This is a genomic window from Pseudomonas sp. A, assembly GCF_056270345.1.
Genome location: NZ_CM149873.1, coordinates 5,639,339 through 5,665,161 on the forward strand (window position 1 = coordinate 5,639,339; position 25,823 = coordinate 5,665,161).

At 64.4% G+C, this 25,823-nt stretch carries 24 protein-coding genes; 3 read left to right on the forward strand and 21 right to left on the reverse strand.

What is annotated here, in order from left to right:
• Positions 1–5 precede the first annotated feature (5 nt).
• The gene (locus AC0MAZ_RS25140; RefSeq protein WP_203650742.1) at positions 6–494 is read right to left on the reverse strand and encodes a sigma-70 family RNA polymerase sigma factor; all 489 of its coding nucleotides are present in this window, start codon (positions 492–494) and stop codon (positions 6–8) included.
• A 613-nt stretch (positions 495–1,107) separates the two neighbouring features.
• On the opposite strand from AC0MAZ_RS25140, the gene AC0MAZ_RS25145 reads away from it, so the two are divergent.
• Entirely contained in the window at positions 1,108–2,271 is a 1,164-nt protein-coding gene (locus AC0MAZ_RS25145; protein WP_110735754.1) for a type III PLP-dependent enzyme, read from the forward strand.
• 163 nt (positions 2,272–2,434) lie between these two features.
• Here the strand turns inward: AC0MAZ_RS25145 and AC0MAZ_RS25150 are convergent, their stop codons facing one another.
• Together AC0MAZ_RS25150 and AC0MAZ_RS25155 are read right to left on the reverse strand one after the other, a co-directional pair.
• Positions 2,435–3,193 (reverse strand): tetratricopeptide repeat protein, encoded by a 759-nt coding sequence (locus AC0MAZ_RS25150; RefSeq protein WP_475859582.1) that lies wholly within the window; start codon positions 3,191–3,193, stop codon positions 2,435–2,437.
• A gap of 3 nt (positions 3,194–3,196) precedes the next feature.
• Complete coding sequence (locus AC0MAZ_RS25155; protein ID WP_232855669.1) at positions 3,197–3,877, reverse strand: Fe2+-dependent dioxygenase; 681 nt, start codon at positions 3,875–3,877, stop codon at positions 3,197–3,199.
• Between the two features lie 222 nt (positions 3,878–4,099).
• Here AC0MAZ_RS25155 and AC0MAZ_RS25160 point away from each other — a divergent pair, with 222 nt between their 5' ends.
• Both AC0MAZ_RS25160 and AC0MAZ_RS25165 read left to right on the forward strand, forming a co-directional pair.
• Positions 4,100–6,379, forward strand: coding sequence for a TonB-dependent receptor (locus AC0MAZ_RS25160; protein ID WP_203650735.1), 2,280 nt, complete (start codon positions 4,100–4,102; stop codon positions 6,377–6,379).
• Positions 6,380–6,595: 216 nt separating this feature from the next.
• Positions 6,596–9,151, forward strand: a complete 2,556-nt coding sequence (locus AC0MAZ_RS25165) for a PepSY domain-containing protein (RefSeq protein ID WP_475859583.1) — start codon at positions 6,596–6,598, stop codon at positions 9,149–9,151.
• A 101-nt stretch (positions 9,152–9,252) separates the two neighbouring features.
• Here AC0MAZ_RS25165 and AC0MAZ_RS25170 read toward each other — a convergent pair whose 3' ends face one another.
• From AC0MAZ_RS25170 to AC0MAZ_RS25255, 18 genes are all read right to left on the reverse strand, one after another.
• The gene (locus tag AC0MAZ_RS25170) at positions 9,253–10,044 is read right to left on the reverse strand and encodes an amidohydrolase (protein WP_203650728.1); all 792 of its coding nucleotides are present in this window, start codon (positions 10,042–10,044) and stop codon (positions 9,253–9,255) included.
• On the reverse strand, positions 10,032–11,180 hold the full coding sequence (locus AC0MAZ_RS25175) for a pyridoxal phosphate-dependent aminotransferase (RefSeq protein WP_203650726.1): 1,149 nt from the start codon (positions 11,178–11,180) through the stop codon (positions 10,032–10,034). The genes AC0MAZ_RS25170 and AC0MAZ_RS25175 overlap by 13 nt, the downstream gene beginning before the upstream one ends.
• Before the next feature lie 293 nt (positions 11,181–11,473).
• Positions 11,474–12,937 (reverse strand): ribosome biogenesis GTPase Der, encoded by a 1,464-nt coding sequence (gene der / locus AC0MAZ_RS25180; protein ID WP_203650724.1) that lies wholly within the window; start codon positions 12,935–12,937, stop codon positions 11,474–11,476.
• A 117-nt stretch (positions 12,938–13,054) separates the two neighbouring features.
• Positions 13,055–14,224: an outer membrane protein assembly factor BamB gene (gene bamB, locus AC0MAZ_RS25185; protein ID WP_189656930.1), complete on the reverse strand. Its 1,170-nt coding sequence runs from the start codon at positions 14,222–14,224 to the stop codon at positions 13,055–13,057.
• Positions 14,199–14,840, reverse strand: coding sequence for a tetratricopeptide repeat protein (locus AC0MAZ_RS25190; RefSeq protein WP_203650721.1), 642 nt, complete (start codon positions 14,838–14,840; stop codon positions 14,199–14,201). The genes bamB and AC0MAZ_RS25190 overlap by 26 nt, the downstream gene beginning before the upstream one ends.
• Positions 14,841–14,878: 38 nt before the next feature.
• On the reverse strand, positions 14,879–16,165 hold the full coding sequence (hisS, locus tag AC0MAZ_RS25195; RefSeq protein ID WP_186712888.1) for a histidine--tRNA ligase: 1,287 nt from the start codon (positions 16,163–16,165) through the stop codon (positions 14,879–14,881).
• Between the two features lie 24 nt (positions 16,166–16,189).
• Positions 16,190–17,299 carry a flavodoxin-dependent (E)-4-hydroxy-3-methylbut-2-enyl-diphosphate synthase gene (gene ispG / locus AC0MAZ_RS25200; RefSeq protein WP_011532347.1) on the reverse strand — a complete coding sequence of 370 codons (1,110 nt, stop codon included), beginning with the start codon at positions 17,297–17,299 and terminating at the stop codon, positions 16,190–16,192.
• Positions 17,300–17,302: 3 nt separating this feature from the next.
• A complete protein-coding gene (locus AC0MAZ_RS25205; protein WP_234560413.1) occupies positions 17,303–18,334 on the reverse strand; it encodes a RodZ domain-containing protein in 1,032 nt (343 codons plus the stop codon).
• Entirely contained in the window at positions 18,331–19,092 is a 762-nt protein-coding gene (pilW, locus tag AC0MAZ_RS25210) for a type IV pilus biogenesis/stability protein PilW (RefSeq protein ID WP_203650719.1), read from the reverse strand. The genes AC0MAZ_RS25205 and pilW overlap by 4 nt, the downstream gene beginning before the upstream one ends.
• A gap of 14 nt (positions 19,093–19,106) precedes the next feature.
• On the reverse strand, positions 19,107–20,249 hold the full coding sequence (rlmN, locus tag AC0MAZ_RS25215) for a dual-specificity RNA methyltransferase RlmN (RefSeq protein WP_028689594.1): 1,143 nt from the start codon (positions 20,247–20,249) through the stop codon (positions 19,107–19,109).
• 28 nt (positions 20,250–20,277) lie between these two features.
• Positions 20,278–20,703: a nucleoside-diphosphate kinase gene (ndk, locus tag AC0MAZ_RS25220; RefSeq protein WP_011532343.1), complete on the reverse strand. Its 426-nt coding sequence runs from the start codon at positions 20,701–20,703 to the stop codon at positions 20,278–20,280.
• Between the two features lie 89 nt (positions 20,704–20,792).
• Positions 20,793–20,993, reverse strand: coding sequence for a Fe-S cluster assembly protein IscX (gene iscX / locus AC0MAZ_RS25225; RefSeq protein ID WP_028689593.1), 201 nt, complete (start codon positions 20,991–20,993; stop codon positions 20,793–20,795).
• 10 nt (positions 20,994–21,003) lie between these two features.
• Positions 21,004–21,345 (reverse strand): ISC system 2Fe-2S type ferredoxin, encoded by a 342-nt coding sequence (gene fdx / locus AC0MAZ_RS25230; RefSeq protein WP_028689592.1) that lies wholly within the window; start codon positions 21,343–21,345, stop codon positions 21,004–21,006.
• Between the two features lie 3 nt (positions 21,346–21,348).
• Positions 21,349–23,211 (reverse strand): Fe-S protein assembly chaperone HscA, encoded by a 1,863-nt coding sequence (hscA, locus tag AC0MAZ_RS25235; RefSeq protein WP_203650716.1) that lies wholly within the window; start codon positions 23,209–23,211, stop codon positions 21,349–21,351.
• A gap of 43 nt (positions 23,212–23,254) precedes the next feature.
• Positions 23,255–23,776 (reverse strand): co-chaperone HscB, encoded by a 522-nt coding sequence (hscB, locus tag AC0MAZ_RS25240; protein WP_110735787.1) that lies wholly within the window; start codon positions 23,774–23,776, stop codon positions 23,255–23,257.
• 8 nt (positions 23,777–23,784) lie between these two features.
• Entirely contained in the window at positions 23,785–24,108 is a 324-nt protein-coding gene (gene iscA, locus AC0MAZ_RS25245; RefSeq protein WP_023630636.1) for an iron-sulfur cluster assembly protein IscA, read from the reverse strand.
• A 28-nt stretch (positions 24,109–24,136) separates the two neighbouring features.
• Positions 24,137–24,523 carry a Fe-S cluster assembly scaffold IscU gene (iscU, locus tag AC0MAZ_RS25250; RefSeq protein WP_007929523.1) on the reverse strand — a complete coding sequence of 129 codons (387 nt, stop codon included), beginning with the start codon at positions 24,521–24,523 and terminating at the stop codon, positions 24,137–24,139.
• A 46-nt stretch (positions 24,524–24,569) separates the two neighbouring features.
• The gene (locus AC0MAZ_RS25255; protein ID WP_232855676.1) at positions 24,570–25,784 is read right to left on the reverse strand and encodes an IscS subfamily cysteine desulfurase; all 1,215 of its coding nucleotides are present in this window, start codon (positions 25,782–25,784) and stop codon (positions 24,570–24,572) included.
• Between the last annotated feature and the right edge of the window lie 39 nt (positions 25,785–25,823).

Genomic DNA, 25,823 nt, shown 5'->3' on the forward strand with positions numbered 1-25,823 from the left:
CTGACTCATCTGGCCGACACATCCAAGTGCTCACGCAGATGTCGGAGCGTGCGGATCATATACTTTTCGACCATGTTCTTGGTCAAACCCATGCGCTCGGCGATCTCTGCCTGGGTCAGGCCCTCGAGCTTCTGCCAGATGAACACCCGGCGGCAGTTCAGCGGCAGTTCGGCCAGCGCCCGCTCGACGCTGTCGGCCAGTTCCAGGGCATGCACATAAGCCTCCGGGTCGCTGCCATTGGCGGCGCCGTCGGCGAACGCCTCAAGTTCCAGCGCCTGGCGACGGTCCTCGCGGCGAAAGCCATCGACGGCGATGTTGCGGGCGGTCTGGTGCAGGTAGGCACGCGGCTGCTCGACCTGCTCGTTGGGGTTTTCCAGAACCCGGACAAAGGCGTCGTGAGCGAGGTCCTCGGCCTGCTGACGACTGCGCAACTTGCGCGTCCAGGTGCCGATCAGCTCATGGTAGTGGTCGAGGAAGCCTTTGTGTCCGGACACGTTCGGGGTCGTCAGGGAGGCAGATGAGGTCGCGAATAGTAATTCTTCTCATCAATGACGGCAATCGGCCCAGTCCTGAGCCGACCAAGGGTGGTTTCCGGTGTCGGTAACAAAAAATTTATGGCGATTTCGAAAAAAAAGACGGGCGTCCTGCGTGGCCATAAATATGAACACTCCGGGCCCCTTCGCGGGCAAGCCCTCTCCCACAGAAAAACGCCCACCCCCTGTGGGAGCAGGCTTGCCCGCGAAGGGGTCAGTACAGTCCATTCCACAATTATTTACGCTTGCCAAAGCCTGGGGAACATCTACCAGCCATGAGGGTCGGTTACTCAGGTAACAGCTCATCGATCCACGGCGAAACCACCGGGTTCGCCTGTTGATCTTGCGGTTTTCACGCCCTAAAGTGCGCGCCGAACGTCCATGCTGGAAACGATCCATCCGGCTCAAGTACTGACGACGAGACAGCAAGGTCACCCGCCGCCCTTTTCCGGCACGGTTGACCTTTTTGCTTTCGGCGACATGCCTTGGGAAGTAGGCGAACCAAAGTGGGGATACGGAGGACGTTCAGTTTGCTGCCACTTATCTTTTCAGTTTGCCCATGGAGCCCTTGAGCATGTCGATCCAGGTCGAAGACTACTTTGCGCGTGACACCTTCCAGAAAATGAAGGCGTTCGCCGACAAGCAGGAAACCCCGTTCGTACTCATCGATACCCAGATGATCAGCCAGGCCTATGACGACCTGCGCGCCGGTTTCGAGTTCGCCAAGGTCTACTACGCGGTCAAGGCCAACCCGGCGGTCGAGATCATCGACCTGCTCAAGGAAAAAGGCTCGAGCTTCGACATTGCCTCGATCTACGAGCTGGACAAGGTGCTGGGCCGTGGCGTCAGCGCCGATCGCATCAGCTACGGCAACACCATCAAGAAGTCCAAGGACATCCGCTACTTCTTCGAGAAGGGCGTGCGCCTGTACGCCACTGACTCCGAAGCGGACCTGCGCAACATCGCCAAAGCCGCGCCGGGTTCGAAAGTCTATGTGCGCATCCTCACCGAAGGCTCCACCACCGCCGACTGGCCGCTGTCGCGCAAGTTCGGCTGCCAGACCGACATGGCCATGGACCTGCTGATCCTCGCCCGCGACCTGGGCCTGGTACCCTACGGCATCTCCTTCCACGTAGGCTCCCAGCAGCGCGACATCAGCGTGTGGGACGCGGCCATCGCCAAGGTCAAGGTGATCTTCGAGCGCCTGAAGGAAGAAGACGGCATCGAACTGAAGCTGATCAACATGGGCGGTGGCTTCCCGGCCAACTACATCACCCGCACCAACAGCCTCGAGACCTATGCCGAAGAAATCATCCGCTTCCTCAAGGAAGACTTCGGCGACGACCTGCCGGAAATCATCCTCGAGCCAGGCCGTTCGCTGATCGCCAACGCCGGCATCCTGGTCAGTGAAGTGGTGCTAGTGGCGCGCAAGTCGCGTACCGCCGTCGAGCGCTGGATCTACACCGACGTGGGCAAGTTCTCCGGCCTGATCGAAACCATGGACGAGGCGATCAAGTTCCCGATCTGGACCGAGAAGAAAGGCGAGACCGAGGAAGTGGTGATCGCCGGCCCGACCTGCGACAGCGCCGATATCATGTACGAGAACTACAAGTACGGCCTGCCGCTGAACCTGGCCATCGGCGACCGCCTGTACTGGCTGTCCACCGGCGCCTACACCACCAGCTACAGCGCGGTGGAGTTCAACGGCTTCCCGCCGCTGAAGGCCTACTACCTGTAATGCACAACGGGGCCGCAAGGCCCCGTTTTCATTTGCCGCCCTGCCCCACTCTGTAGGAGCGGCCTTGTGCCGCGAAAGGGCTGCGCAGCGGCCCCGGCGATTGATGCGTCAACGCTGAAAACCTGGGGCCGCTGCGCGGCCCTTTCGCGGCACAAGGCCGCTCCTACAGGGGTGGCGCCGGCCTTCGTTCGATCTCCTCGGCATAGCGCGCCGCATGGGCCATCAGCGCCGGCCCCGCCCCCTGCAACGTCACCAGCGCACTGCGCAGGAAACTCAGGTTGCCCTCGACCCTGGCCCGCTCCAGCCAAGGCCCGGCCTCGCCGATTTCCCCGCGCTCGACCAGCACCAGCGCCAGGCTGAACATCCCGCGAAAATCCCCGGCCTCGGCCGAGCGCCGATACCAGCGCACGGCCCGGGCAGGGCTTGGCGCAGTGGCAATACCTTGCTCCAGGTAGCGCCCATACAGGTTCATCGACTTGGCATGCCCCAGCTGCGCGGCCTTCTCGTAGCACATCAACGCCTGGGCCTGGTCGGCCGGCACCCCGCGCCCGGTGGCCAACAGGTTGGCCAGGTTGTACATCCCCCAGTCCAGGCCGGCGTCGGCCGCACGGGCATAGTGAATGGCCGCCTGCGCGAGCTCCACCTCGCCACCCCAGCCGTGCTCCAGGCAACGGCCGAGCATGTTGTGCGCCATGGCGCTGCCACCCTGGGCGGCGATGGCGAACCAACGGCGGGCCACGCCGGCATCCTCTTCGATACCGCGCCCATCGAGCAGGATCTGCCCAAGCAACAATTGCGCCTCGACCACCCCCTGCCCCGCCGCCGCCAGGATCGCCTGGGCGGCCTGGCCCGGACTGTGTTCGAGCATCGCCTGCAACCCGGCAACATCCACCAAATCTTCACGACGCAACTGATAGGACACGGCTCAGACCTCGGCCCAGCGGCGCAACAGATTGTGATAGGTACCGGTCAGTTGCAGCAGCGACGGATGCTCGGGCACATCGGCGGTGAGCTGGCGGATCGCGTTGTCCATCTCGAACAGCAAGGTGCGCTGGCTGTCCTCGCGCACCAGGCTCTGGGTCCAGAAGAACGCCGCATAGCGCGCCCCGCGAGTGACCGGGTTGACCTTGTGCAGGCTGGTGCCGGGGTACAGCACCAGGTCGCCGGCGGCCAGCTTGACCTCGCGCACGCCAAAGGTGTCCTGAATCACCAGCTCGCCGCCGTCGTAGCTGTCCGGATCGCTGAGGAACAGCGTCGAGGACAGGTCGGTACGCACCCGCTCCGGGCTGCCCTTGGGCTGGCGCAGGGCGTTGTCGATGTGGAAATCAAAATTGCCCCCTTCGCGGTAGCAGTTGATCAGCGGCGGGAACACCTTGTGTGGCAGGGCCGCCGACATGAACAACGGGTTGCGCCACAGCCGCTCGATCAGCGCATTGCCGATCTCCTTGGCCAGCGCATGGCCCTCGGGCAACTGCAGGTTGTGCTTGGCCTTGGCCGACTGGTACCCCGCGGTGATCTTGCCGTCTGCCCAGTCGGCCTGCTCCAGGGCCTCGCGAATGCGCGAGATCTCGTCGGCGTCGAACAGCCCGGGAATATGAAGCAGCATGGCGGCGGCACCAGGTATGACTGAAGGAGCGCCAATGATATTGATTCCCTTTTACCTACCACAAGCCCTTTATCCATGGCACGACGGATGAGACCGTAAAAACCGTAAGGCGAAAATGTAAAGAATGTAAATTTATGGCGAATGGAAACTCTTCTCAATTGTTAGTTACAATCACTTACATTATGCTCCGCGGCCTTCATACCTTGGGGAAGGTCTACAACAATGCGTCACGTGCCATCTGCTGTGAGTTCACCACGTCTGCTCGCCTCCGCCATCGGCATGGCGATCACCGCCACCTCGGCCTATGCCGCCGACCCGGCCGCCAATACCGCCATCACCCTGGACGCCACCAGCGTCAATGGCAAGGCCGAACAGGCAAGCACCGAGTACAAGGTCGACAAGGCCTCGTCGCAGAAGTACACCGCGCCGCTGGTGGACACCCCACGGTCGGTCACCGTGATCCCGCAGCAGGTGATCAAGGACACCAACGCCATGTCCCTGCAGGATGCTCTGCGCACCGTGCCGGGTATCACCTTCGGTGCCGGTGAAGGCGGTAACCCGCAAGGCGACCGTCCCTTCATCCGTGGCTTCGACGCCCAGGGCGACACCTACCTGGACGGCGTGCGCGACACGGGTGCCCAGACCCGCGAAATCTTCGCCATCGAGTCTGTCGAAGTGGCCAAGGGGCCGAACTCGGCGGTCGGTGGCCGTGGCGCCGCAGGCGGCACCATCAACCTGGTGAGCAAGCGCGCGCACCTGGGCAACTCGCTGGACGGCGCCTGGACCTGGGGCAGCGACCAGACTCAACGCTACACCTTCGACGGCAACTACCAGTTCAGCGACAGCGTTGCCGGGCGCCTGAACCTGATGACCCACGAAAGCAATGTCGCCGGTCGCGACAAGGTCAACTACGACCGCTGGGGTATCGCCCCCTCGCTGGCCTTCGGCCTGGGTACACCAACCCGCGTCAACCTCGACTACTACCACCTGGAAAGCGACGACCTGCCGGACTCCGGCATCCCCTACAGCGTGCCCCGTGCAGGCAGCACCGCACGGACTTCGGCGCATCCGGACAAACCAGTCGACGGTGGCGACAGCGACAACTTCTACGGCCTGACCGGACGCGACTTCCGCAAGACCCGCGTCGATATCGCGACCTTCGCCATCGAGCACGACCTGACCGACACGCTGACCATCAAGAACACCCTGCGCCACGGCAACAGCATGCAGGACTACGTGCTGACCCAGCCCGACGACAGCGCCGGCAACGTCAACAACAACGGCGTCTGGCGTCGCGCCAACAGCCGTGTGGGCAACACCGCCACCACCACCAACCAGACCGACCTGTTCGGCGAGTTCTACCTGGGCGGCCTGAAGAACAGCTTCTCCACCGGCGTCGAGTTCACCAAGGAAGAGTCCGACCGCCAGAGCTACACCGTCACCCCCAACAGCAAGCTCACCTGCACCGGCCCGGGCAGTGGCGGCAGCTGCACCTCGCTGGACAACCCGAACCCGGACGACAACTGGGTCGGCACCGTCACGCGCAACTACGCCGGCACCAGGACCAACAGCAAGACTCGCGCACTCTATGTGTTCGACACCCTGGAGCTGACCCCGCAGTGGCTGCTGAACATGGGCCTGCGCTATGACCACTTCGACACCGATTACCGTGGCTACAATGCCGACGGCAGTACTGCGGTGAGCAGCAAGGGCGTACCCGCCAAAGGCTCGGACACCAGCGAGTTCATCACCGGCCAGCTGGGCCTGGTGTGGAAACCGGCGGACAACGGCAGCATCTACGTGTCCTACGCCACCTCCGCCACGCCGCCTGGCGCCATGCTCGGCGAGGGCACCGAAGGCAACCCGCTGGGCAACACCACCGACCGTTCCGGCAACCTGCTGGGCAGTGACATGGAGCCGGAAGAAACCACCAACTACGAGCTCGGCACCAAGTGGGACCTGCTCGACCAGCGCCTGTCCCTGGCTGCGGCGCTGTTCCGCACCGAGAAGGAGAACGCCCGGGTCCAGGTCAACACCAACACCTACGAGAACGTCGGTGAAACCCGTGTGCAAGGCATCGAGCTGTCGGCCAGCGGCAAGCTGACCGACAAGTGGCAGGTGTTCGCCGGCTACACCTACATGCAGGCCCGCCAGATCGACGGTGGCCCGCTGGGCAAGGCGAACGACGGCAACCAGTTGCCCAACACGCCGAACAACAGCGCCAGCCTGTGGACCACCTACCAGCTGACGCCGAAGCTGACTGTCGGCGGCGGCGCTTTCTATGTGGATGACGTCTACGGCAGCGTGGCCAACACCACCATGGTCGACAGCTACGTACGCTACGACGCCATGGCCGCCTACAAGCTGACCAAGAACATCGACCTGCAGCTGAACGTGCAGAACCTTACCAACGAGGTCTACTACGACAAGGCGTACTCCACCCACTTCGCCAACCAGGCGGCGGGGCGCACGGCGTTGCTGACCACCAGCGTGCACTTCTGATGTAAGCGGCGCCTGCACCGGCCTCTTCGCGGGTAAACCCGCTCCCACAGGTTCGCCACCGCTCTGAAGGTCAGTGCTGTACCTGTGGGAGCGGGCTTGCCCGCGAAGAGGCCGGCACAGGACACCCCGCCCCGTTCATTCCCGTGAACGGGGCGTTTGCGTACCAAGGCATAATGCACGCCGCGCAGTTGCTGGCGGCAATACAAGGTGATCGATGTGGTGAAGAAGACGCTGTTCCAATTGCACTGGTTCTTTGGCATCACCGCCGGCCTGGTGCTGGCGCTGATGGGCGTGACCGGCGCGATCTGGTCGTTCCAGGAAGAACTGCTGCGCGCGTTCAACGCCGAGGTGCTCAAGGTCGAGGTACGCCAGGAAGGCGTGCTGCCGCCGGCCGAGCTGGTGCGCCGGGTCGAGGCCGCGCAAGGCGACAAGGTCTCCATGCTTTGGGTCGATACCCGCGAGGGCAACGCCGCACGGATCTTCTTCACCCCCGCCCCCGGCGAGCGACGCGGTGCGCTGCGCTACGCCGACCCGTACACCGGCGAGCTCAAAGGTGATGTAGCCGGGCTGGGCTTCTTCAACCTCATGCTCAACCTGCACCGGTTCCTGGCCATGGGCGACACAGGCCGGCAGATCACCGGTGCCTGCACCCTGATGCTGATCTTCTTCTGCCTCTCCGGGCTGTACCTGCGCTGGCCGCGCAAGGCACTGAACTGGCGGACCTGGCTGACGCTGGACTGGGCGAAGAAAGGCCGTGCCTTCAACTGGGACCTGCACGCGGTGTTCGGCACCTGGTGCCTGGTGTTCTACCTGCTGTTCGCCCTGACCGGGCTGTTCTGGTCCTACGAGTGGTACCGCGAAGGCCTCAATCGCCTGCTGGCCGACCAGCCTGCGGCGGGCGAGCAGAAGCGTGGCGAAGGCCGCGGCGGTCGCCATGGCCCGCCCAAGGTGGACAAGAACGCCCCGCCACTGGTGGTCGACTATGACGCCATCTGGACCAATCTCAAGGCCGCGGCAGGCCCCGGCCTGTCCACCTACAACCTGCGCCTGCCGCCGGCCGGCGGGCAACCGGCAACCCTGTTCTACCTGCTGCAGGGCGCCGACCACGAGCGCGCCCTGAACACCCTCACCCTCGACCCGGCCACCGGCCAGGTCAAGCGTCACGAGCGCTACACCGACAAGTCGTTCAAGGCCCAGTTGCTGCAGAGCGTCTATGCCCTGCACGTGGGCAGCTACTTCGGCCTGCCGGGGCGAATCATCGTCACCCTCGCCAGCCTGACCATGCCGCTGTTCTTCGTCACCGGCTGGCTGCTGTACCTCGACCGTCGGCGCAAGAAGCGCCAGGTGCGCACCGCCCGTGGCGCGCTGGCCGCTCAGGCGAACGACGGCGACAGCTGGCTGATCGGTTTCGCCAGCCAGAGCGGCTTTGCCGAGCAGCTCGCCTGGCAGAGCGCCGGCCAACTTCAAGCCGCCGGCTTGCCGGTGCAGGTACGCCCGCTGGCCGAACTGGGCGAGGCCGAATTGCGCCAGGCCAACCGCGCGCTGTTCGTGGTCAGCACCTTCGGCGACGGCGAGGCCCCGGACAGCGCCCGTGGCTTCGAGCGCAAGGTGCTCGGCCAACCTTGGCCGCTGGATCACCTGGACTACGCCCTGCTGGCCCTGGGCGACCGCCAGTACCCGCACTTCTGCGGCTTCGCCCGCCGGCTCCAGGCCTGGCTCGGCGAACGCGGCGCCACCTGCGCCTTCAGCCCGGTGGAGGTGGACAACGCCGACCCCGCCGCGCTGCAGCTGTGGCAACAGGAACTGACGCAATTCACTGGCGCCCGCCCGGTCGCCGCCTGGCAGCCGCCAAGCTTCGGCAACTGGCGCCTGTCGCGCCGCGAACGAATCAACCTGGGCAGCCAGGGCGCGCCGGTGTACCTGCTGGGCCTGCAGGCGCAAATGCCCGCGACCTGGGAAGCCGGTGACCTGATCGAGATCCTGCCGCGCAACGGCCAGCCTCGTGTCGATACCTTCCTTGCCGGTCTGGGCCTCGACCCACGCAGCCCGGTGCAGCTCGGCGGCCTGCAGGAAACCCTGGCGCAGGCCTTGGCCAGCCGCCAACTGCCGATCGGCCGCGAGCATCTGGTCGGCCTGCATGCCCAGGCACTGGTCGATGCACTGATCCCGCTCACCGCCCGTGATTACTCGATTGCCTCCATCGCCAGCGATGGCGTGCTGGAACTGATCGTGCGCCAGGAGCGTCACGTCGATGGCAACCTCGGCCTGGGCTCCGGCTGGCTGACCGAATACCTGCCGCTGGAAGGCAGTGTCAGCGCACGCCTGCGTCGCAATAGCGGTTTCCATTTGCCCGCCGAGTCGGCGCCCTTGGTAATGATCGGCAATGGCACCGGCCTGGCCGGTCTGCGCAGCCTGCTCAAGGCCCGGATTGCCGGGGGCGAACAACGCAACTGGCTACTGTTCGGCGAACGCAACCGGGCGCACGATCTGCTGTGCGGTGAGGAACTGCAAGGCTGGGTGGAAAGCGGCGATCTGCAACGACTGGACCTGGCGTTTTCGCGGGACCAGGCCGAGAAAATCTATGTGCAGGACGTGCTGTTGCAGCAGGCCGCCGAGTTCAAGCGCTGGGTGGATGACGGCGCTTGCGTGTATGTCTGTGGGAGCCTGCAAGGGATGGCTGCCGGGGTGGATGCGGCGTTGCAGGGGATGCTGGGTGAAGCTGTCGTGCAGCAGTTGATCGAGGATGGGCGATATCGGCGAGACGTCTATTGATCACACAACGGCGTCGCCTACTTCGCGGGTAAACCCGCTCCCACAGGGTTTCGAAGATCCTGTGGGAGCGGGTTTACCCGCGAAGAAGGCGACACCGATGATCAGTGCAATTCGAAGGTATCGGCATCCAGGTTCGCCGGGAACCGCGCCCGGTACGCTGCCAGCTCCGCAGCCCGCAGCACCACGGTAAATACCCCGTCGGCCTCACCCGCGCTCAGCAGGCTCTCGCCCTGGAAGTCCAGCACCTGGCTGTCGCCGGAATAGGCGAAGCCCTTGCCATCGGTGCCCACCCGGTTCACCGCCGCGACGAAGCACAGGTTCTCGATGCCCCGCGCCGGCAGCAGGCGGTTCCAGTGCAGGCGCCGCGCCGCCGGCCAGTTGGCGGTGTACAGCAGCAAGTCGGTGTCCTGGGCGTCGCGGCTCCACACCGGGAAGCGCAGGTCGTAGCAGATCAGCGGGCGGATCCGCCAACCCTTGAGCTCGAACTGCACCTGGCGCTCGCCTGGGGTGTAGTGCTTGTGCTCGCCAGCCATGCGGAACAGGTGACGCTTGTCGTAGTGCAGGATCTCGCCGTCGGGCCGTGCCCACAGCAGGCGGTTGCGGTGGCTGCCGTCGGCGGCCTGGATGATCACACTGCCGGTGATCACCGCATTGGCTTTCTTGGCCTGGGCCTTGAGCCACTTGTAGGTCGGGCCGTTCTCAGGCTCCGCCAGGCTTTCGGACTCCATCGAGAAACCGGTGGTGAACATTTCCGGCAGGACCACCAGGTCCACCTCGCCGGCCTGCCCGATCAGTTCCTCGAAGTGCGCATAGTTGGCCTCGCGGTCGTGCCAGGCCAGGGTGGTCTGCACCAGGGCGATTTTCAGGTTCGGCAGTTGGCTCAGATCGCGCATAGTTTCTCCGCTGCCTGGCGCAGCGTCTCCTCGCGTTTGGCAAAGCACAGGCGCACCAGGCGTTGCTCGGGGATGGGTTGCTGGTAGAACACCGACACCGGGATGCTGGCCACGCCATGCTCACGGGTCAGCCACAGGGCCATGTCGACATCGTTCAGGTCGGGCCGGATCTGCGAATAGTCCACCAGTTGGAAATAGGTGCCCGGCGTACGGGTGAAGGTGAAACGCGAGGCCTGCAGCAGGTCGCAGAACAGGTCGCGCTTGGCCTGGTAGAAGGCCGGCAGCTCGTCGATATGCTCGGGGTGCTCGGCCATGAAGTCGGCCAGGGCGCACTGCAAGGGGGTCACGCCGCAGAAGTTGACGTACTGGTGCACCTTGCGCAGTTCCGCGCTGAGGGCCGGCGGGGCAACCACATAGCCAGTCTTCCAGCCGGTGACGTGGTAGGTCTTGCCGAACGAGCTGACCACGAACGCCCGCGAATAGAGCTGCGGGTGGGCCAGCACGCTGGCATGGCGCACGCCGTCGTAGATCAGATGCTCGTAGACCTCGTCGCTGATCAGGTAGATATCGCGGTCACCGATCAGCCTGGCCAGTTGGTCCAGGTCGTCGCGGCTGATCAGCGCGCCGCTGGGATTGTGCGGCGAGTTGAGGATGACCATGCGCGTGCGCGGGCTGAGCGCGTCGCTGAATTTCTGCCAATCGATGCCGAAGCTACCGTCGGTCAGCGGCACATGCACGCAGCGCCCGCCGGCCAGTTCCACGGACGGCTCGTAGCTGTCGTAGCTGGGGTCGAAGACGATTACCTCGTCGCCGGCATGGATGACTGCCTGGATGGCGCAGAAGATCGCCTCGGTGGCACCGGGGGTGATGGTCACTTCCTGGTCGGCATCGACATTCGCGCCGTACAGCCGGGTAATCTTCGCCGCCACCTGCTGACGCAGTGCCGGCAGGCCGGTCATGGGCGAGTACTGGTTGTGCCCGGCGGCCACATGGCGACCGACGGCATCGAGCAAGGCCTGGGGGCCGTTGAAGTCAGGGAAGCCCTGGGAGAGGTTGAGCGCACCGGTCTGCATGGCCAGTTGCGACATGGTGGTGAAGATGGTCGTGCCGACGTTCGGCAGTTTGCTGCGGATCATGGAGCCCTCTTTCCTGGGGTTTGTCCGGCACGGGGTTAGGTCCGAGCATAGCGGATCGAGCAGTCAGGAAAAAGGTTGAAACAATAGGGGGATTGCGGTGGGTCAACGTGTAGGGGGAGATCAGGATTTACGCACATCCCTGTAGGAGCGGCCTTGTGCCGCGAAAGGGCTGCAAAGCAGCCCCGGCTTCCTTGCAGCGCATTCTGAACCCTGGGGCTGCTACGCAGCCCTTTCGCGGCACAAGGCCGCTCCTACAGGGGGCGCACGGCCTGGGAAGGCACGCCAAGCGGTTGTTAACGCTTGTCGCGACGCTTCTTCTCGGCCTTCTTGTGGTGCGACATCAGGCGACGCTTCTTGTTGACCTGACGATCGGTGAGGGTGTTTTTCTTGCCCTCGAACGGGTTGTCACCGCCCTTGTACTCGATGCGGATCGGCGTGCCGACCAGCTTGAGCACCCGGCGGTAGGTGTTCTCCAGGTAACGCGAGTAGGAGTTGGGGATCTTGTCGGTCTGGTTGCCGTGGATCACGATCAGCGGCGGGTTGGCGCCACCGAGGTGGGCATAGCGCAGCTTGATCCGGCGACCGTTGACCAGCGGCGGCTGGTGCACGCTGATGGCGTCTTCGAGGATCTGTGTCAGGCGGCTGGTCGGCCAGCGGGTGACCGCCGACTTGAACGCGGCCTGCACCGACTTGTACAGGTGGCCCACGCCGGTGCCGTGCAGCGCCGAGATGAAGTGGATGTCGGCGAAGTCGACGAAGAACAGCCGGCGTTCCAGCTCGGTCTTCACGTAGTCGCGCTCACCCGACTCCATGCCGTCCCACTTGTTCAGGGCGATGACCACGGCGCGGCCGGCGTCCAGGGCGAAGCCCAGCAGGTTGAGGTCGTGGTCGACCACGCCTTCGCGGGCGTCCATGACGAAGATCACCACGTTGGCGTCCTTGATCGCCTGCAGGGTCTTCACCACCGAGAACTTCTCGACTTCCTCGTGGATCTTGCCGCGCTTGCGCACGCCGGCGGTGTCGATGAAGGTGTACTTCTCGCCATCACGCTCGAACGGAATGTAGATACTGTCGCGGGTGGTGCCCGGCTGGTCGTACACCACCACGCGCTCTTCACCGAGCATGCGGTTGACCAGGGTCGACTTGCCCACGTTGGGGCGGCCGATGATGGCGATCTTGATACCGTCTTTCTCGCTCGGGCCGGGGATGCGCGTGGCTTCCTCGCCTTCGGCGACATCCTCGTCGAGGGCTTCTTCCTCGGGGTCACGGGGAATATGGCCGAGCAGCGACTCCATCAGGGCATTGATACCACGGCCCTGGGAGCCCGCCACCGGAATGGCGTTGCCCATGCCCAGCGGCGAGAACTCGGCGCGGGCGATATCGGGATCGATGTTGTCGATCTTGTTGGCGACCAGGATCGCTTCCTTGTTCCGCTTGCGCAGGTGATCGGCGATCATCTGGTCGGCGGCGGTCATGCCAGCACGGGCATCGACCAGGAACAGCACGTAGTCGGCTTCCTCGATGGCCATCAGCGACTGCTCGGCCATCTTCTCGTCCATGCCCACTTCGTCACCGGTGATACCGCCGGTGTCGATCAGGATGTAGGAACGACCCTGCCAGCTGGCATCGCCGTACTGGCGGTCACGGGTCAGGCCCGACAGGTCGCCGACGATGGCGTCGCGGGTCTTGGTCAGGCGGTTGAACATGGTGGATTTACCGACGTTCGGCCGGCCCACCAGGGCGATTACGGGAACCATGCGGCTCTCCACTCTTGAATTCTTGAAAATGCAAAGGCCGCTGCAAGGCAGCGGCCGGAGTTCGGGCGACGCTTCATGCGCCGCGGCCTGAGCCCGCGAGCGAGCTCAAGCATAGCTTCAGCGGATGGTCAGTGCCTCGAGCTTGCCGCTGTTGCCGAAGACGTAGATGGTGTCGCCGACCACCAGGGGTCGGGCGCGCAGGCCATCGCTGTCGATACGCTCACGGCCGACGAAACGGCCATCGACCTGGCTGAGCAGGTGCAGGTAACCCTCGAAGTCGCCCACCGCCACATAGCTGGAGAACACTTCCGGCGCCGACAGCTGACGGCGAGCCATCGAGTCGTTGCTCCACAGCGAGCTGGAGGAACGCTCGTCGACGCTTTGCACGGTACCCGACGCTTCGCTTACGTAGACGTTGCCGAAGCCCTGGGCGACACCCACGTAGCTGGAGGCATCGCGCTGCCACAGCACGCGACCGCTTTCCAGCTCCAGGCCGGCGACGCGACCCTGGTAGGTGCCGACGTACAGGGTACCACCGGACAGCAGCAGGCCGCCGTCGATGTCCACTACCCGGTCCAGCTCGGAACGGCCCTGCGGAATCGCCACGCGGCTCTCCCACACCGGCACGCCGTTGCTGATGTCGACCGCCACCACCTTGCCGGTGGACAGGCCGGCCACGGCCAGGCGGTTGGTCACCACCGGCGCGCCGGTGCCGCGCAGGGTCAGCACGGCCGGGCTGTTCTCGTAGATCCAGCGACGGTCGCCGGTGGCGGCATCGAAGCCGACCAGACGGTCGTCCTGGGTCTGCACCACCACCACGTCACCGTTGTTGGCGGGCGGCGCCAGCACTTCGCTGCTGACGCGCGAACGCCAGCGCTCCTCGCCGGTGCTGGAATCCAGGGCGATGACCTCGCCTTTGAGGGTACCCAGCATGACCAGGCCGTAGCCCACGCCCACGGCGCCGGAAACCGGCAGCTCGAGGTCCTTCTTCCACACCACGTCGCCGGTGATGCGGTTCAGCGCGAAGACCTCGCCGTTGACGTCGGAGGCGTAGATGCGGTCGTTCTCGATGGCCGGTACCAGGGTGTTGTAGGTCTCACCCTGGCCGTCACCGATCGAACGGCTCCACTGCTTCTTCAGCACCACTTCCTCGGTGAACTTGGTCAGCTCGGCCGGGGGCAGTTCCTTCTTGCTGTTGCTGCTGCAACCCGCCGCCAGCACGGCGAGGGTGAGCACTGCTGCTTGTTTCCAACCCTTCACTTCAGGCGTCCCCTTTGGCCAGGTCATCCAGCTTCAGTTGCAGGCCACCGATCGCGGCGTCGTCGGACAGCGCGGCCTTGGCTTTTTCGTAGGCGCTGTGCGCGTCGTCGGCGCGGCCCAGCTGTACCAGCAGGTCGCCCTTGAGTTCTTCGCGGCTGGCCAGGAAGGCCTTGTCGGTGTCGCCGTCGAGCAGCTTGAGCGCGTCCTCGGCCTTGTCCTGGGCCGCGAGCACGCGGGCCAGGCGCTGGCGCGAGATCTCGCCGAGGGTGGCGTCGGCCGGCTTGTCCAGCACGCCCTTGAGCTCGCTGGCCGCATCGTCCAGCTTGCCGCTCTCGACCGCGACCTTGGCCACGAACAGGCTGCCGTACTGGGCGTAGGCGGTACCGCCGAACTCGCTCTTGAGCTTGCCGGAAAGCTCGGCAACCTTGCTCGCGTCGGGCTTGCCGTCAGGCGTCAACGAGGTTTCCAGCAGCGCCTGATACAGCACCGAGGCGCCCTGGGACTGGTTGGCCTGGTACTTGTGCCAGGTCTGCCAGCCCAACACCACCACGCCGGCCAGCAGGGCGCCGGTCAGCAGCGGCTTGCCGTTGCGGTTCCACCAGTCCTTGGCTGCTGCCAGGCTCTCATCATCGGTACTCGACACCCCAATACTCCTATTCGCCTATTCGTTGTCAGACCGCGTCACGCCTGGGCGATCGCGGTTTCCAGGTGCGCGGCAAGCGCATCCCAGGCAATGTTCTGTTGTTCGCCCTGGCCACGCAGGGGCTTCAGGCCGATCTGCTGCTTCTCGAGCTCGTCGTCGCCCAGAATCAGCGCGAACAGCGCGCCGCTCTTGTCGGCTTTCTTGAACTGGTTCTTGAAGTTGCCGCCACCGGCATTGACTGCCAGGCGCAGGTTCGGCAGACGATCACGCAGTTGCTCGCTGATCTTCAGACCAGCCAGCTCCGCCTGCTCGCCAAAGGCGCACAGGTAAACGTCGATGGTACGGCTGATCGACTCAGGCACCTGGCCCAGGGTTTCGATCAGCAGCAGCAGACGCTCGATCCCCATGGCAAAGCCAACGCCGGCGGTCGGCTTGCCGCCCATCTGCTCGACCAGGCCATCGTAGCGCCCACCGGCGCAGACCGTGCCCTGGGCACCGAGCTTGTCGGTGACCCACTCGAACACGGTCTTGCTGTAGTAATCCAGGCCGCGCACCAGCTTGGTGTTGATCACGAACGGGATGCCGGCAGCGTCAAGACGGGCCTTCACGCCATCGAAGTGCACGCGGGACTCTTCGTCCAGGTACTCTTCGAGCTTCGGCGCGCCCACCAGGGCGGCCTGGGTGCCTTCGTTCTTGCTGTCGAGGATACGCAGCGGATTGCTCTTCAGGCGGCGCTGACTGTCTTCGTCCAACTGATCAATGCGCTGGGACAGGAATTCGACCAGTGCATCACGATAGCGCGCGCGGGCTTCGCTGGTGCCCAGGCTGTTGAGCTCCAGGGTCACCGCGTCCTGAATACCCAGCAACGCCCAGAGGCGCCAGGTGAGCATGATCAGTTCGGCGTCGATATCGGGGCCGGCCAGGTTGAACACCTCGACACCGATCTGGTGGAACTGGCGGTAGCGTCCCAGTTGCGGGCGCTCGTGGCGGAACATCGGGCCCACGTACCAGAGTTTCTGCACCTGGCCATTACCGATGATGCCGTGCTCGAGCACTGCGCGCACGCAAGCGGCGGTGCCTTCCGGACGCAAGGTAAGCGAGTCCTTGTTGTCCTGGAAGGTGTACATCTCTTTCTCGACGATATCGGTGACTTCACCGATCGAGCGCTTGAACAGCTCGGTGAACTCGACGATCGGCGTGCGGATCTGGCTGTAGCCGTAGCTGTCCAGCAAGCCGGCCACGGTGCCCTCGAAATAGCGCCACAGCGGCGACTGGTCGGGCAGGATGTCGTTCATGCCACGAATGGCTTGCAGCGATTTGCTCACGAGTAGTCCTTACGAATCTGTGTCTCAGCCGCGGGCGATCAGCGCCGCGTCGGCCTCGGCCTTCTCGGCCGCTTTCTGGCGGATGAGCTTTTCCAGCTCGTCGACCAGGTTGTCGTTGTTCAGCTTCTGCGATGGCTTGCCATCGATGTAGACCAGGTTCGGCGTGCCGCCGGTCAGGCCCACGTGCGATTCCTTGGCCTCGCCCGGGCCGTTGACCACGCAGCCGATCACCGCCACGTCCAGCGGTACCAGCAGGTCTTCCAGGCGCCCTTCCAGTTCGTTCATGGTCTTGACCACATCGAAGTTCTGCCGCGAGCAGCTCGGGCAGGCGATGAAGTTGATGCCACGGGAACGCAGGTGCAGCGACTTGAGGATGTCGTAGCCGACCTTCACTTCCTCGACCGGATCGGCGGCCAGGGAGATGCGGATGGTGTCACCGATGCCTTCGGCCAGCAGCATACCTAGGCCGACGGCGGATTTCACCGTCCCCGAGCGCAGGCCGCCGGCTTCGGTGATCCCCAGGTGCAGCGGCTGGATGATCTGCTTGGCCAGCAGGCGGTAGGCCTCGACGGCCATGAACACGTCGGAGGCCTTGACGCTGACCTTGAAGTCCTGGAAGTCCAGGCGATCGAGGTGCTCGACATGGCGCAGCGCCGACTCGACCAGCGCCGCCGGGGTGGGCTCGCCGTACTTCTTCTGCAGGTCCTTTTCCAGGGAACCGGCGTTGACGCCGATGCGGATCGGGATGCCGCGGTCGCGGGCCGCGTCGACCACGGCGCGCACACGGTCTTCACGGCCGATGTTGCCCGGGTTGATGCGCAGGCAGTCGACGCCCAGTTCGGCCACGCGCAGGGCGATCTTGTAGTCGAAGTGGATGTCGGCGACCAGCGGCACGCTGACCAGCTTCTTGATCTTGCCGAACGCCTCGGCGGCGTCCATGTCCGGCACCGAGACCCGCACGATGTCCACGCCGGCATCGACCAGGCGCTGGATCTGCGCCACGGTGGCGGCGACATCGTTGGTGTCGGTGTTGGTCATGCTCTGCACCGCGATGGGCGCATCGCCACCCACCGGCACATTGCCGACCCAGATTTTGCGGGATTCGCGACGTTTGATCGGAGATTCGCCGTGCATGACTTACTGTCCCAACTTCAGGCGAGCGGTTTCGCCACTGGTGAACGGGGCGACATCGACCGCCTGGCCGTTGTAGCTCACCTGGGCGCCGCGGGCGAAGCCCAGGCGCACCGCGAACGGTGGCTTGCCGGTCAGTTCCAGGTTGTCGCCCTTGCGCTTGATGGCGCTGAACAGCACCTTGCCGTTGCCGTCGGTGACCTGGGTCCAGCAATCGGCGGTGAATTGGATATGGACCTTGGCGCTGCCGGCCGGGGCGACTTCAGCGGGCGCAGCCGGTGCGCTCGAAGCGACGGGGGCGGCTGGCGCGGCGGCGACAGGCGCGGCCACTGCAGGAGCGGCTGGCGCGACAACCGGTGCCACAGGTGCGGCGGCCGTCGGTGCCGGTGCCGCGCTGGTGGCTGGCGCGGCGGGTGCCACAGGCGCAACTGGCGCCTGGGCCTCGGTGACCGGCGCCTGCTCGGTAGCGTTCGGCTCCAGTGGCAGGGCCTGGCCCTCGGGCTGCTGGCCTTCGCTCACGGCCTGGTCTTCCGGCTCGTCCAGCGGATGAATCTGCGTGGTGCCGTCGGCGCTCTCGACCTCGACGTGCTCCAGGGCGATCTTGGCCAGGTCCTTGCCGCGCAGGCTGCTCTGGTCCTGCCACCAGAAGAAACCACCGCCGACCACCGCGACCAGCAGCAACAGGCTGACCACCCGCAGGATGTTGTGCGACAGGCGCACCGGCTCTTCGATGCGGCCGAGGGCGTGCACTTCGCTGCCCTGGGCGTGGGTGCCGGTGATCTGGTCGAAGGCCTCGACCAGAGGCGCCTGGTCCATGTCCATCAGCTTGGCGTAGGCGCGGATGTAGCCACGGGCGAAGGTGTGCCCGGGCAGCTTGTCGAAGGCGCCGTTTTCCAGGTTGTTCAGCGAAGATACCGTGAGGTTGAGCTTGCGAGCGACCTCGGCCTGGCTCCATTCGCGTTTTTCGCGGGCCTGGCGCAAGACATCACCGGGGTTCTGGCGAGTCGCTGCTGCTACTTCAGTGTGCGCGGCTTTCATCGTTGCTCCGACAGGTATTGCTGATATTCCGGCGTACCGGGATAAAGTCGTTGTAATTGCTGGCCCAAACGGGTCGCGGTGCCCTGTTCGTCGAGGGCGAGTGCCAGGCGATGGCCGAGCAGCAGGCTGCGGGCATCCTGGTCACTCAGCTGGCTGAATCGATCGTAGTAATCCCGGGCCGGCACATAATGCCTGTTTTCGTAGGACAACTCAGCCATTTCGAGCAATGCCTTCGGTTGCCGCGGATTGAGCCGAAGGGCTTTTTCCAGGTAGGCACGCGCCTGATCACCCTGCCCCTGCTTCAGGGCGGTGAGCCCCAGGTTCTCGTACACGCGGGAACGCTCAGGATACAGGGTATCGGCCCCAGCCTGGAGGAACATCGCCCGGGCTTCGTCGAAACGGCCCTGAGCATATAGGAAACTGCCGTAATTGTTGCGGATTCGTGTGTCATCCGGGCGGATGGCCAAGGCCTTGGCGAAGTGCTCGCCGGCCAATGCGGGCTCATCCTCGGCCTGGAACACCAGGGCCAGTGCTGCATGAGCCTCGGCGTCACGGGCGTCCAGGGCCAGGGCCTTGCCCAGCGGCGCCTTGGCGCGCTCGGTCAAACCTTGTTGCAAATACCCCAGCCCCAACTGCACGTAGGCCTGCCCCGCCGCCTCACGCCCCTGGCGGCTGGCCAGGGGGTCGCCCGCGCCGCCGGACACGCAGCCGGCCAGCAGCGAAAGCGTCAGGATCGACAGCGCGGCGCGCAGGCTCATGGGGCAGGTGCTCGTCAGGGGCGCGCAGCGCTGTCTTGCGGCTCGTCGGCAGCCAGCTGACGTACGGCGATGTAGCGCTCGCTGCGGCGGGTACGGTCGTTGACCTGACCCACCAGCTGACCGCAGGCGGCGTCGATGTCGTCACCGCGGGTGGTGCGGGTGGTCACGTTGAAGCCGCCGTGGTGCAGCAGGTCCTGGAAGCGACGGATGGCATTGTTGCTCGGTCGCTCGTAGCCCGAATGCGGGAACGGGTTGAACGGGATCAGGTTGATCTTGCACGGCACATCACGCAGCAGTTCGATCATCTGCGCGGCATGCTCGGGCTGGTCGTTGACATCCTTGAGCAGGGTGTACTCGATGGTCAGCACGCGCTTGCCGCCGAGGGTGGACATGTAGCCCATGCACGACTCCAGCAGCATCTTCAGCGGGTACTTCTTGTTGATCGGCACCAGCTTGTTGCGCAGTTCGTCGTTCGGCGCGTGCAGCGACAGGGCCAGCGACACGTCGATGTGCTTGGCCAGCTCGTCGATCATCGGCACCACGCCCGAGGTGGACAGGGTGACGCGACGCTTGGAAATGCCATAGCCCAGATCTTCCATCATGATCTTCATGGCGGCGATGACATTGTCGAAATTCAGCAGGGGTTCGCCCATGCCCATCATGACCACGTTGGTGATGGCGCGGTCGATCTTGGCCGGGACGGTCCCGAAGGATTTGTTGGCAAGCCACACCTGGCCGATCACTTCGGCGGCGGTGAGGTTGCTGTTGAAGCCTTGCTTGCCGGTGGAGCAGAAGCTGCAGTCCAGGGCACAGCCGGCTTGCGACGACACGCACAGGGTGCCGCGATCGTCGGTGGGGATGTAGACGGTCTCGACGCAGCTGCCGGAGGCAACGCGGACCACCCACTTGCGGGTACCGTCGGCGGAAATGTCTTCACTGACCACCTCCGGACCGCGAATCTCGGCAACGGCCTCGAGCTTTTCGCGCAAGACCTTGCCGACATTGGTCATGGCGGCGAAATCATCGACGCCAAAATGGTGAATCCATTTCATCACCTGACCGGCACGGAAGCGCTTCTCCCCGATTGAGTCGAAGAACTGTTCCATTTCCGCCAGGGTCAGCCCCAGCAGGTTGATCTTGTCAGTCGATGTCGTCATGGATTCACCCTCACCCGTAAGCTTTCGCTTAGCGAGTGGTTACCTCGGTAGCAGCGAAGAAGTAAGCGATTTCGCGAGCAGCGGCAGCTTCGGAGTCCGAACCGTGAACGGCGTTGGCGTCGATCGACTCGGCGAAGTCGGCACGGATGGTGCCTGGAGCAGCTTCTTTAGGGTTGGTGGCGCCCATCAGCTCACGGTTCAGAGCGATGGCGTTTTCGCCTTCAAGAACCTGAACAACGACAGGGCCCGAAGTCATGAAGGCAACCAGGTCACCGAAGAAGCCACGAGCGCTGTGCTCGGCGTAGAAGCCTTCGGCTTCGGCCTTGGACAGTTGCTTGATTTTCGAAGCGACGATTTTCAGGCCGGCTTCTTCGAAGCGAGTGGTGATCTTGCCGATGACGTTTTTAGCGACGGCGTCAGGCTTGATGATCGAGAAAGTACGTTGAACAGCCATGGAAAACTCCAGAATATTGAGTGTTGCGAAAAATTAAACCCGCGAATTATACGCGGGTTCCAGGGGATTGCCTAACCTGCGGCGTGCGCTCAGTCGGCTTCTTCGATCCAGGCCGCCTGGATGGCCTCGAGAACCTTCTCGCCGCAACGCGACGGATCGTCATCGAAGTCCGGCAGAGCCATGACCCACGCGCGCAGATCGACGAAATTCACGTAATGAGGATCGACCTCGGGCTTGCTTTCCGCAAGCTGGATGGCGATCTCAAGTACATCAACCCATTTCAGACTCATGTACAGGCCCTCAGTGCGGCGCTTCGGCGGCGTGGTTGAGCGAATATTTGGGGATCTCGATGGTGAGGTCCTCATCGCCGACGACCACCTGGCAGCCCAGGCGCGACTGCGCCTCCAGGCCCCAGGCCTTGTCCAGCATGTCCTCTTCGAGCTCGTCCGCTTCTTCAAGGGAGTCGAAGCCCTTGCGGATGATGCAATGGCAGGTGGTGCAGGCCTTGACGCCGCCGCAGGCGCTTTCCATCTCGATGTGATGGTCGTGGGCCAGTTCCAGGATGTTGGTCCCGGTCGGCACTTCCACGGTCAACCCCTCGGGGCAGAACTTCTCATGCGGCAGGAATGTCACCAGCGGCATCGGTTACTCCTCGATCTCATTCAGGTTGCGCCCGGCCAGTGCGGCTTTGACCGTCGAATCAAGGCGACGGGCGGCAAATGCATCGGTCACCTGCGACAGACGCTTGGTCTGTTGCTCGATGGCGGCGCCATCGGTGCCGGTCAGCAAATCACGTAGTTCTTGCATCTGGAATTCGATCGCGTCGCGCTCGTCACTGCTGAGCAGGCGCTCGCCATCGGCGTCCAGGGCGCCCTGCACCGCCTCGAGCAGGCGCTCGGCATCGACCTGGTGCTCGCGCAACTGGCGCGCATGCTTGTCGGAGCCGGCATGCTCGAAGGAGTCCTTGAGCATGCGGGCGATCTCGCCGTCGGTCAGGCCGTAGGACGGCTTGACCTGAATGCTCGATTCCACCCCCGAACCCAGTTCGCGGGCCGCGACGCTGAGCAGGCCGTCGGCGTCGACCTGGAAGGTCACGCGGATCTTCGCCGCGCCCGCGACCATGGCCGGGATGCCGCGCAGCTCGAAGCGCGCCAGGGAACGGCAGTCGCTGATCAGCTCGCGCTCGCCCTGCAGCACGTGGATCATCATGGCCGACTGGCCATCTTTGTAAGTCGTGAACTCCTGGGCGCGGGCCACCGGAATGGTGGTGTTGCGCGGGATCACCTTCTCCATCAGCCCGCCCATGGTCTCAAGACCCAGCGACAGCGGGATGACGTCGAGCAGCAGCAGCTCACCGCCTTCGCGACGGTTGCCGGCGAGGGTGTCGGCCTGGATGGCGGCACCGATGGCCACCACCTGGTCCGGGTCGATCGAGGTCAGCGGAGTACGGCCGAACAGCGCGCCGACCGCCTCGCGCACACGCGGCACACGGGTCGAACCACCGACCATGACCACCGCCCCGACTTCCTCCAGCTCGATGCCGCTGTCGCGCACGGCGCGGCGGCAGGCCTTGAGGCTGCGGGCGATCATCGGTTCGATCATGGCTTCGAAGGCGGCACGGGTCAGCTCGCCCTGCCAGGCACCATGCTGGACGCCGACGGCGTCACTGTCGGTCAAGGCTTCCTTGGCCGCGCAAGCGGTCTGCAGCAGCAGGCGCTGGGTGGCCGGATCGAGGTCGGCGGACAAATCGGCCTGCTCGATGATCCAGCCAGCGATCGCATGGTCGAAGTCATCGCCACCCAGGGCGGTGTCACCACCGGTGGCCAGCACCTCGAAGACACCGGCAGTCAGGCGCAGGATGGAGATATCGAAGGTGCCGCCGCCCAGGTCGAAAATCGCCACGACGCCTTCGGCATCCTGGTCCAGGCCATAGGCCACGGCAGCTGCGGTCGGCTCGTTGAGCAAGCGCAGGACATTGAGGCCGGCCAGCTTGGCGGCGTCCTTGGTGGCCTGGCGCTGGGCGTCGTCGAAATAGGCCGGCACGGTGATTACCGCGCCGACCAGCTCGCCACCTAGGGTTTGCTCGGCGCGCTGACGCAGCACCTTGAGAATATCGGCCGACACTTGCACCGGGCTTTTCGGGCCCTGGACCGTGTCGATGAACGGCATGTGCGATTCACCGCCGACAAAACGGTACGGCAGTTGCTCGCCCAGCTGCTTGACGTCCGCCAGGCCGCGCCCCATCAGGCGCTTGACCGACAGGATGCTGTTGAGCGGGTCGCTGGGGGCAGCCTCGCGCGCGGCCAGGCCGACTTCGACAGCGTTGTCGAGATAACGCACGGCGGACGGCAGGATGACACTACCCTGGGCATCGGGCAGCGGCTCGCTGCGCCCGCTGCGCACGGCGGCGACGAGAGAATTGGTGGTGCCCAGGTCGATGCCCACCGCCAGGCGGCGCTGGTGCGGCTGGGGGCTCTGACCGGGTTCGGCGATCTGCAGTAGGGCCATGCTTATCTGAGTACCTTAGGCGTCATCACGGGCAACGCCGGGGTTAATCGTCGAGGCGCTCTTCGAGTTGGCGCACTTCTTGGGCGAGCTTGTCGAGGAACTGCATGCGGCGCATCAGGCGCTCGGCCTGCTCACGCTCTGCAGCAACATCCCAGCAGGCGGCGAAATCCTCGTTCAGCGTGTCCTGGGCGACCTTGAGGCGCTTCTTGAACACGGCGACGCCGTCGAGGTCGGCTTCGTCCTGCAGCTCTTCGAGCTCTTCGCGCCACTGCATCTGCTGCAACAGGAAGTCCGGGTCGTGCACGGTGACTTCCTGGGGCACCTCGTGGCCGCCGATGGCCAGCAGGTAGCGGGCCCGGCGCGGCGCGCTGCGCAAGGTCTGGTAGGCGTCGTTGAGGGCCGCCGACTTTTCCAGGGCTACGCGCTGCTCGCGCTCGGAAGCGTCGGCGAAACGGTCCGGATGGACCTCGCGGGCCAGCTCGCGGTAGCGAACAGCCAGTTTGTCGAGGTCCAGGCGAAAACCGGGTTGCAGCTCAAACAGGGCGAAATGACAAGGAGTACCCACGGCCAGCCTCAGACGTTGAAGCTTTCGCCGCAGCCACACTCACCGCGCACGTTGGGGTTGTTGAACTTGAAGCCTTCGTTCAACCCTTCCTTGACGAAGTCCAGCTCGGTGCCGTCGAGGTAGACCAGGCTTTTCGGGTCGATGATGACCTTCACGCCATGGTTCTCGAACACCTGGTCTTCGGCGGCGAGCTCGTCGACGAACTCCAGCACATAGGCCAGGCCCGAGCAGCCGGTGGTGCGCACGCCCAGGCGAATGCCCTCACCCTTGCCGCGCCCGTCGAGGGAGCGGCGAATGTGGTTGGCGGCGGCTTCTGTCATGCTGATAGCCATCGGAACTCCTTACCTCGCGACAGTCGACTTAGATCAAGCCTTTCTTCTGCTTGTAATCGCGAACAGCGGCCTTGATGGCATCTTCGGCGAGCACGGAGCAGTGGATCTTGACCGGCGGCAGTGCCAGCTCTTCAGCCAGCTGGGTGTTCTTGATGGTTTCGGCTTCGTCCAGGGTCTTGCCCTTCATCCACTCGGTGGCGAGGGAGCTGGAGGCGATGGCCGAACCGCAGCCGTAGGTCTTGAACTTGGCGTCTTCGATGATGCCTTGCTCGTTGACCTTGATCTGCAGACGCATCACGTCGCCGCACGCTGGAGCGCCGACCATGCCGGTACCGACATCCGGATCCTCGGCATTCATCTTGCCGACGTTGCGTGGGTTTTCGTAGTGGTCGATGACCTTTTCACTGTATGCCATGGTGCAATTCCTTCCTCATCAGGGAGCCGCTCTTGCCGGCGACTGCTTAGTGGGCGGCCCACTCGATCTTGGAGATGTCGACGCCGTCTTTGTACATGTCCCACAGCGGCGACAATTCACGCAGCTTGTTCACGGCCTTGCAGACTTCCTGCGCGGCGTAGTCGACTTCTTCTTCGGTGGTGAAGCGGCCGAAGGAGAAGCGGATCGAGCTATGCGCCAGTTCGTCGTTGCGGCCCAGGGCGCGCAGGACGTAGGACGGCTCGAGCGAAGCGGAGGTGCAGGCCGAACCGGACGAAACGGCGATGTCCTTCAGCGACATCAGCAGCGACTCGCCCTCGACGTAGTTGAAGCTCAGGTTCAGGTTGTGCGGCACGCGCTGGGTCTGGCTGCCGTTGACGTACAGCTCCTCGAGGTCCGAGACCTGCTTGAAGAAGCGGTCGCTCAGGGCCTTGATGCGCACGTTTTCAGTGGCCATTTCCTGCTTGGCGATGGCGAAGGCTTCGCCCATGCCGACGATCTGGTGGGTCGGCAGGGTGCCCGAACGCATGCCGCGCTCATGGCCACCGCCGTGAATGATGGCTTCCAGGCGCACGCGCGGCTTGCGGCTGACGTACAGCGCGCCGATGCCTTTCGGGCCGTAGACCTTGTGCGCGGAGAACGACATCAGGTCGACCTTGAGCTTCTGCAGGTCGATCTCGACGCGGCCGGCCGACTGGGCGGCATCGACGTGGAACAGCACGCCACGCGAACGGGTCAGTTCACCGATGGCGGCGATGTCGTTGATCGAGCCGACTTCGTTGTTCACGTGCATCAGCGAGACCAGGATGGTGTCGTCGCGCAGGACAGCCTCGACCATGGCCGGGGTGACGATGCCGTCTTCGCCAGGCTCGAGGTAGGTGACTTCGAAACCTTCACGCTCGAGCTGGCGAGCGGTGTCCAGGACCGCCTTGTGCTCGATCTTGGAGGTGATGATGTGCTTGCCCTTGGTCTGATAGAAGTGCGCCACGCCCTTCAGGGCGAGGTTGTCGGACTCGGTGGCACCGCTGGTCCAGACGATCTCGCGTGGGTCGGCGTTGATCAACTCGGCGACCTGGCGGCGGCCGTTCTCGACTGCTTCCTCGGCCTTCCAGCCGAACACGTGGGAGCGCGAGGCCGGGTTGCCGAAGTTCCCGTCGACCAGCAGGCACTCGGCCATCTTCTGGGCGACACGGGGATCGACCGGCGTGGTCGCGGAGTAATCGAGGTAGATCGGCAACTTCATTGAGTATCTCCTATCAGGCGGTGGCGTCGCTCGTCGCTG

What these genes read in the sequence shown, in the direction of transcription:
- AC0MAZ_RS25145 (WP_110735754.1), top strand. Translation starts at nt 1,108, where the DNA reads ATGTCGATCCAGGTCGAAGACTACTTTGCGCGTGACACCTTCCAGAAA.
- AC0MAZ_RS25155 (WP_232855669.1), bottom strand. Translation starts at nt 3,877, where the DNA reads ATGCTGCTTCATATTCCCGGGCTGTTCGACGCCGACGAGATCTCGCGC.
- AC0MAZ_RS25160 (WP_203650735.1), top strand. Translation starts at nt 4,100, where the DNA reads ATGCGTCACGTGCCATCTGCTGTGAGTTCACCACGTCTGCTCGCCTCC.
- AC0MAZ_RS25170 (WP_203650728.1), bottom strand. Translation starts at nt 10,044, where the DNA reads ATGCGCGATCTGAGCCAACTGCCGAACCTGAAAATCGCCCTGGTGCAG.
- AC0MAZ_RS25175 (WP_203650726.1), bottom strand. Translation starts at nt 11,180, where the DNA reads ATGATCCGCAGCAAACTGCCGAACGTCGGCACGACCATCTTCACCACC.
- der (WP_203650724.1), bottom strand. Translation starts at nt 12,937, where the DNA reads ATGGTTCCCGTAATCGCCCTGGTGGGCCGGCCGAACGTCGGTAAATCC.
- bamB (WP_189656930.1), bottom strand. Translation starts at nt 14,224, where the DNA reads ATGACCTGGCCAAAGGGGACGCCTGAAGTGAAGGGTTGGAAACAAGCA.
- ispG (WP_011532347.1), bottom strand. Translation starts at nt 17,299, where the DNA reads ATGCACGGCGAATCTCCGATCAAACGTCGCGAATCCCGCAAAATCTGG.
- AC0MAZ_RS25205 (WP_234560413.1), bottom strand. Translation starts at nt 18,334, where the DNA reads ATGAAAGCCGCGCACACTGAAGTAGCAGCAGCGACTCGCCAGAACCCC.
- pilW (WP_203650719.1), bottom strand. Translation starts at nt 19,092, where the DNA reads ATGAGCCTGCGCGCCGCGCTGTCGATCCTGACGCTTTCGCTGCTGGCC.
- rlmN (WP_028689594.1), bottom strand. Translation starts at nt 20,249, where the DNA reads ATGACGACATCGACTGACAAGATCAACCTGCTGGGGCTGACCCTGGCG.
- ndk (WP_011532343.1), bottom strand. Translation starts at nt 20,703, where the DNA reads ATGGCTGTTCAACGTACTTTCTCGATCATCAAGCCTGACGCCGTCGCT.
- iscX (WP_028689593.1), bottom strand. Translation starts at nt 20,993, where the DNA reads ATGAGTCTGAAATGGGTTGATGTACTTGAGATCGCCATCCAGCTTGCG.
- fdx (WP_028689592.1), bottom strand. Translation starts at nt 21,345, where the DNA reads ATGCCGCTGGTGACATTCCTGCCGCATGAGAAGTTCTGCCCCGAGGGG.
- hscA (WP_203650716.1), bottom strand. Translation starts at nt 23,211, where the DNA reads ATGGCCCTACTGCAGATCGCCGAACCCGGTCAGAGCCCCCAGCCGCAC.
- iscA (WP_023630636.1), bottom strand. Translation starts at nt 24,108, where the DNA reads ATGGCTATCAGCATGACAGAAGCCGCCGCCAACCACATTCGCCGCTCC.
- iscU (WP_007929523.1), bottom strand. Translation starts at nt 24,523, where the DNA reads ATGGCATACAGTGAAAAGGTCATCGACCACTACGAAAACCCACGCAAC.
- AC0MAZ_RS25255 (WP_232855676.1), bottom strand. Translation starts at nt 25,784, where the DNA reads ATGAAGTTGCCGATCTACCTCGATTACTCCGCGACCACGCCGGTCGAT.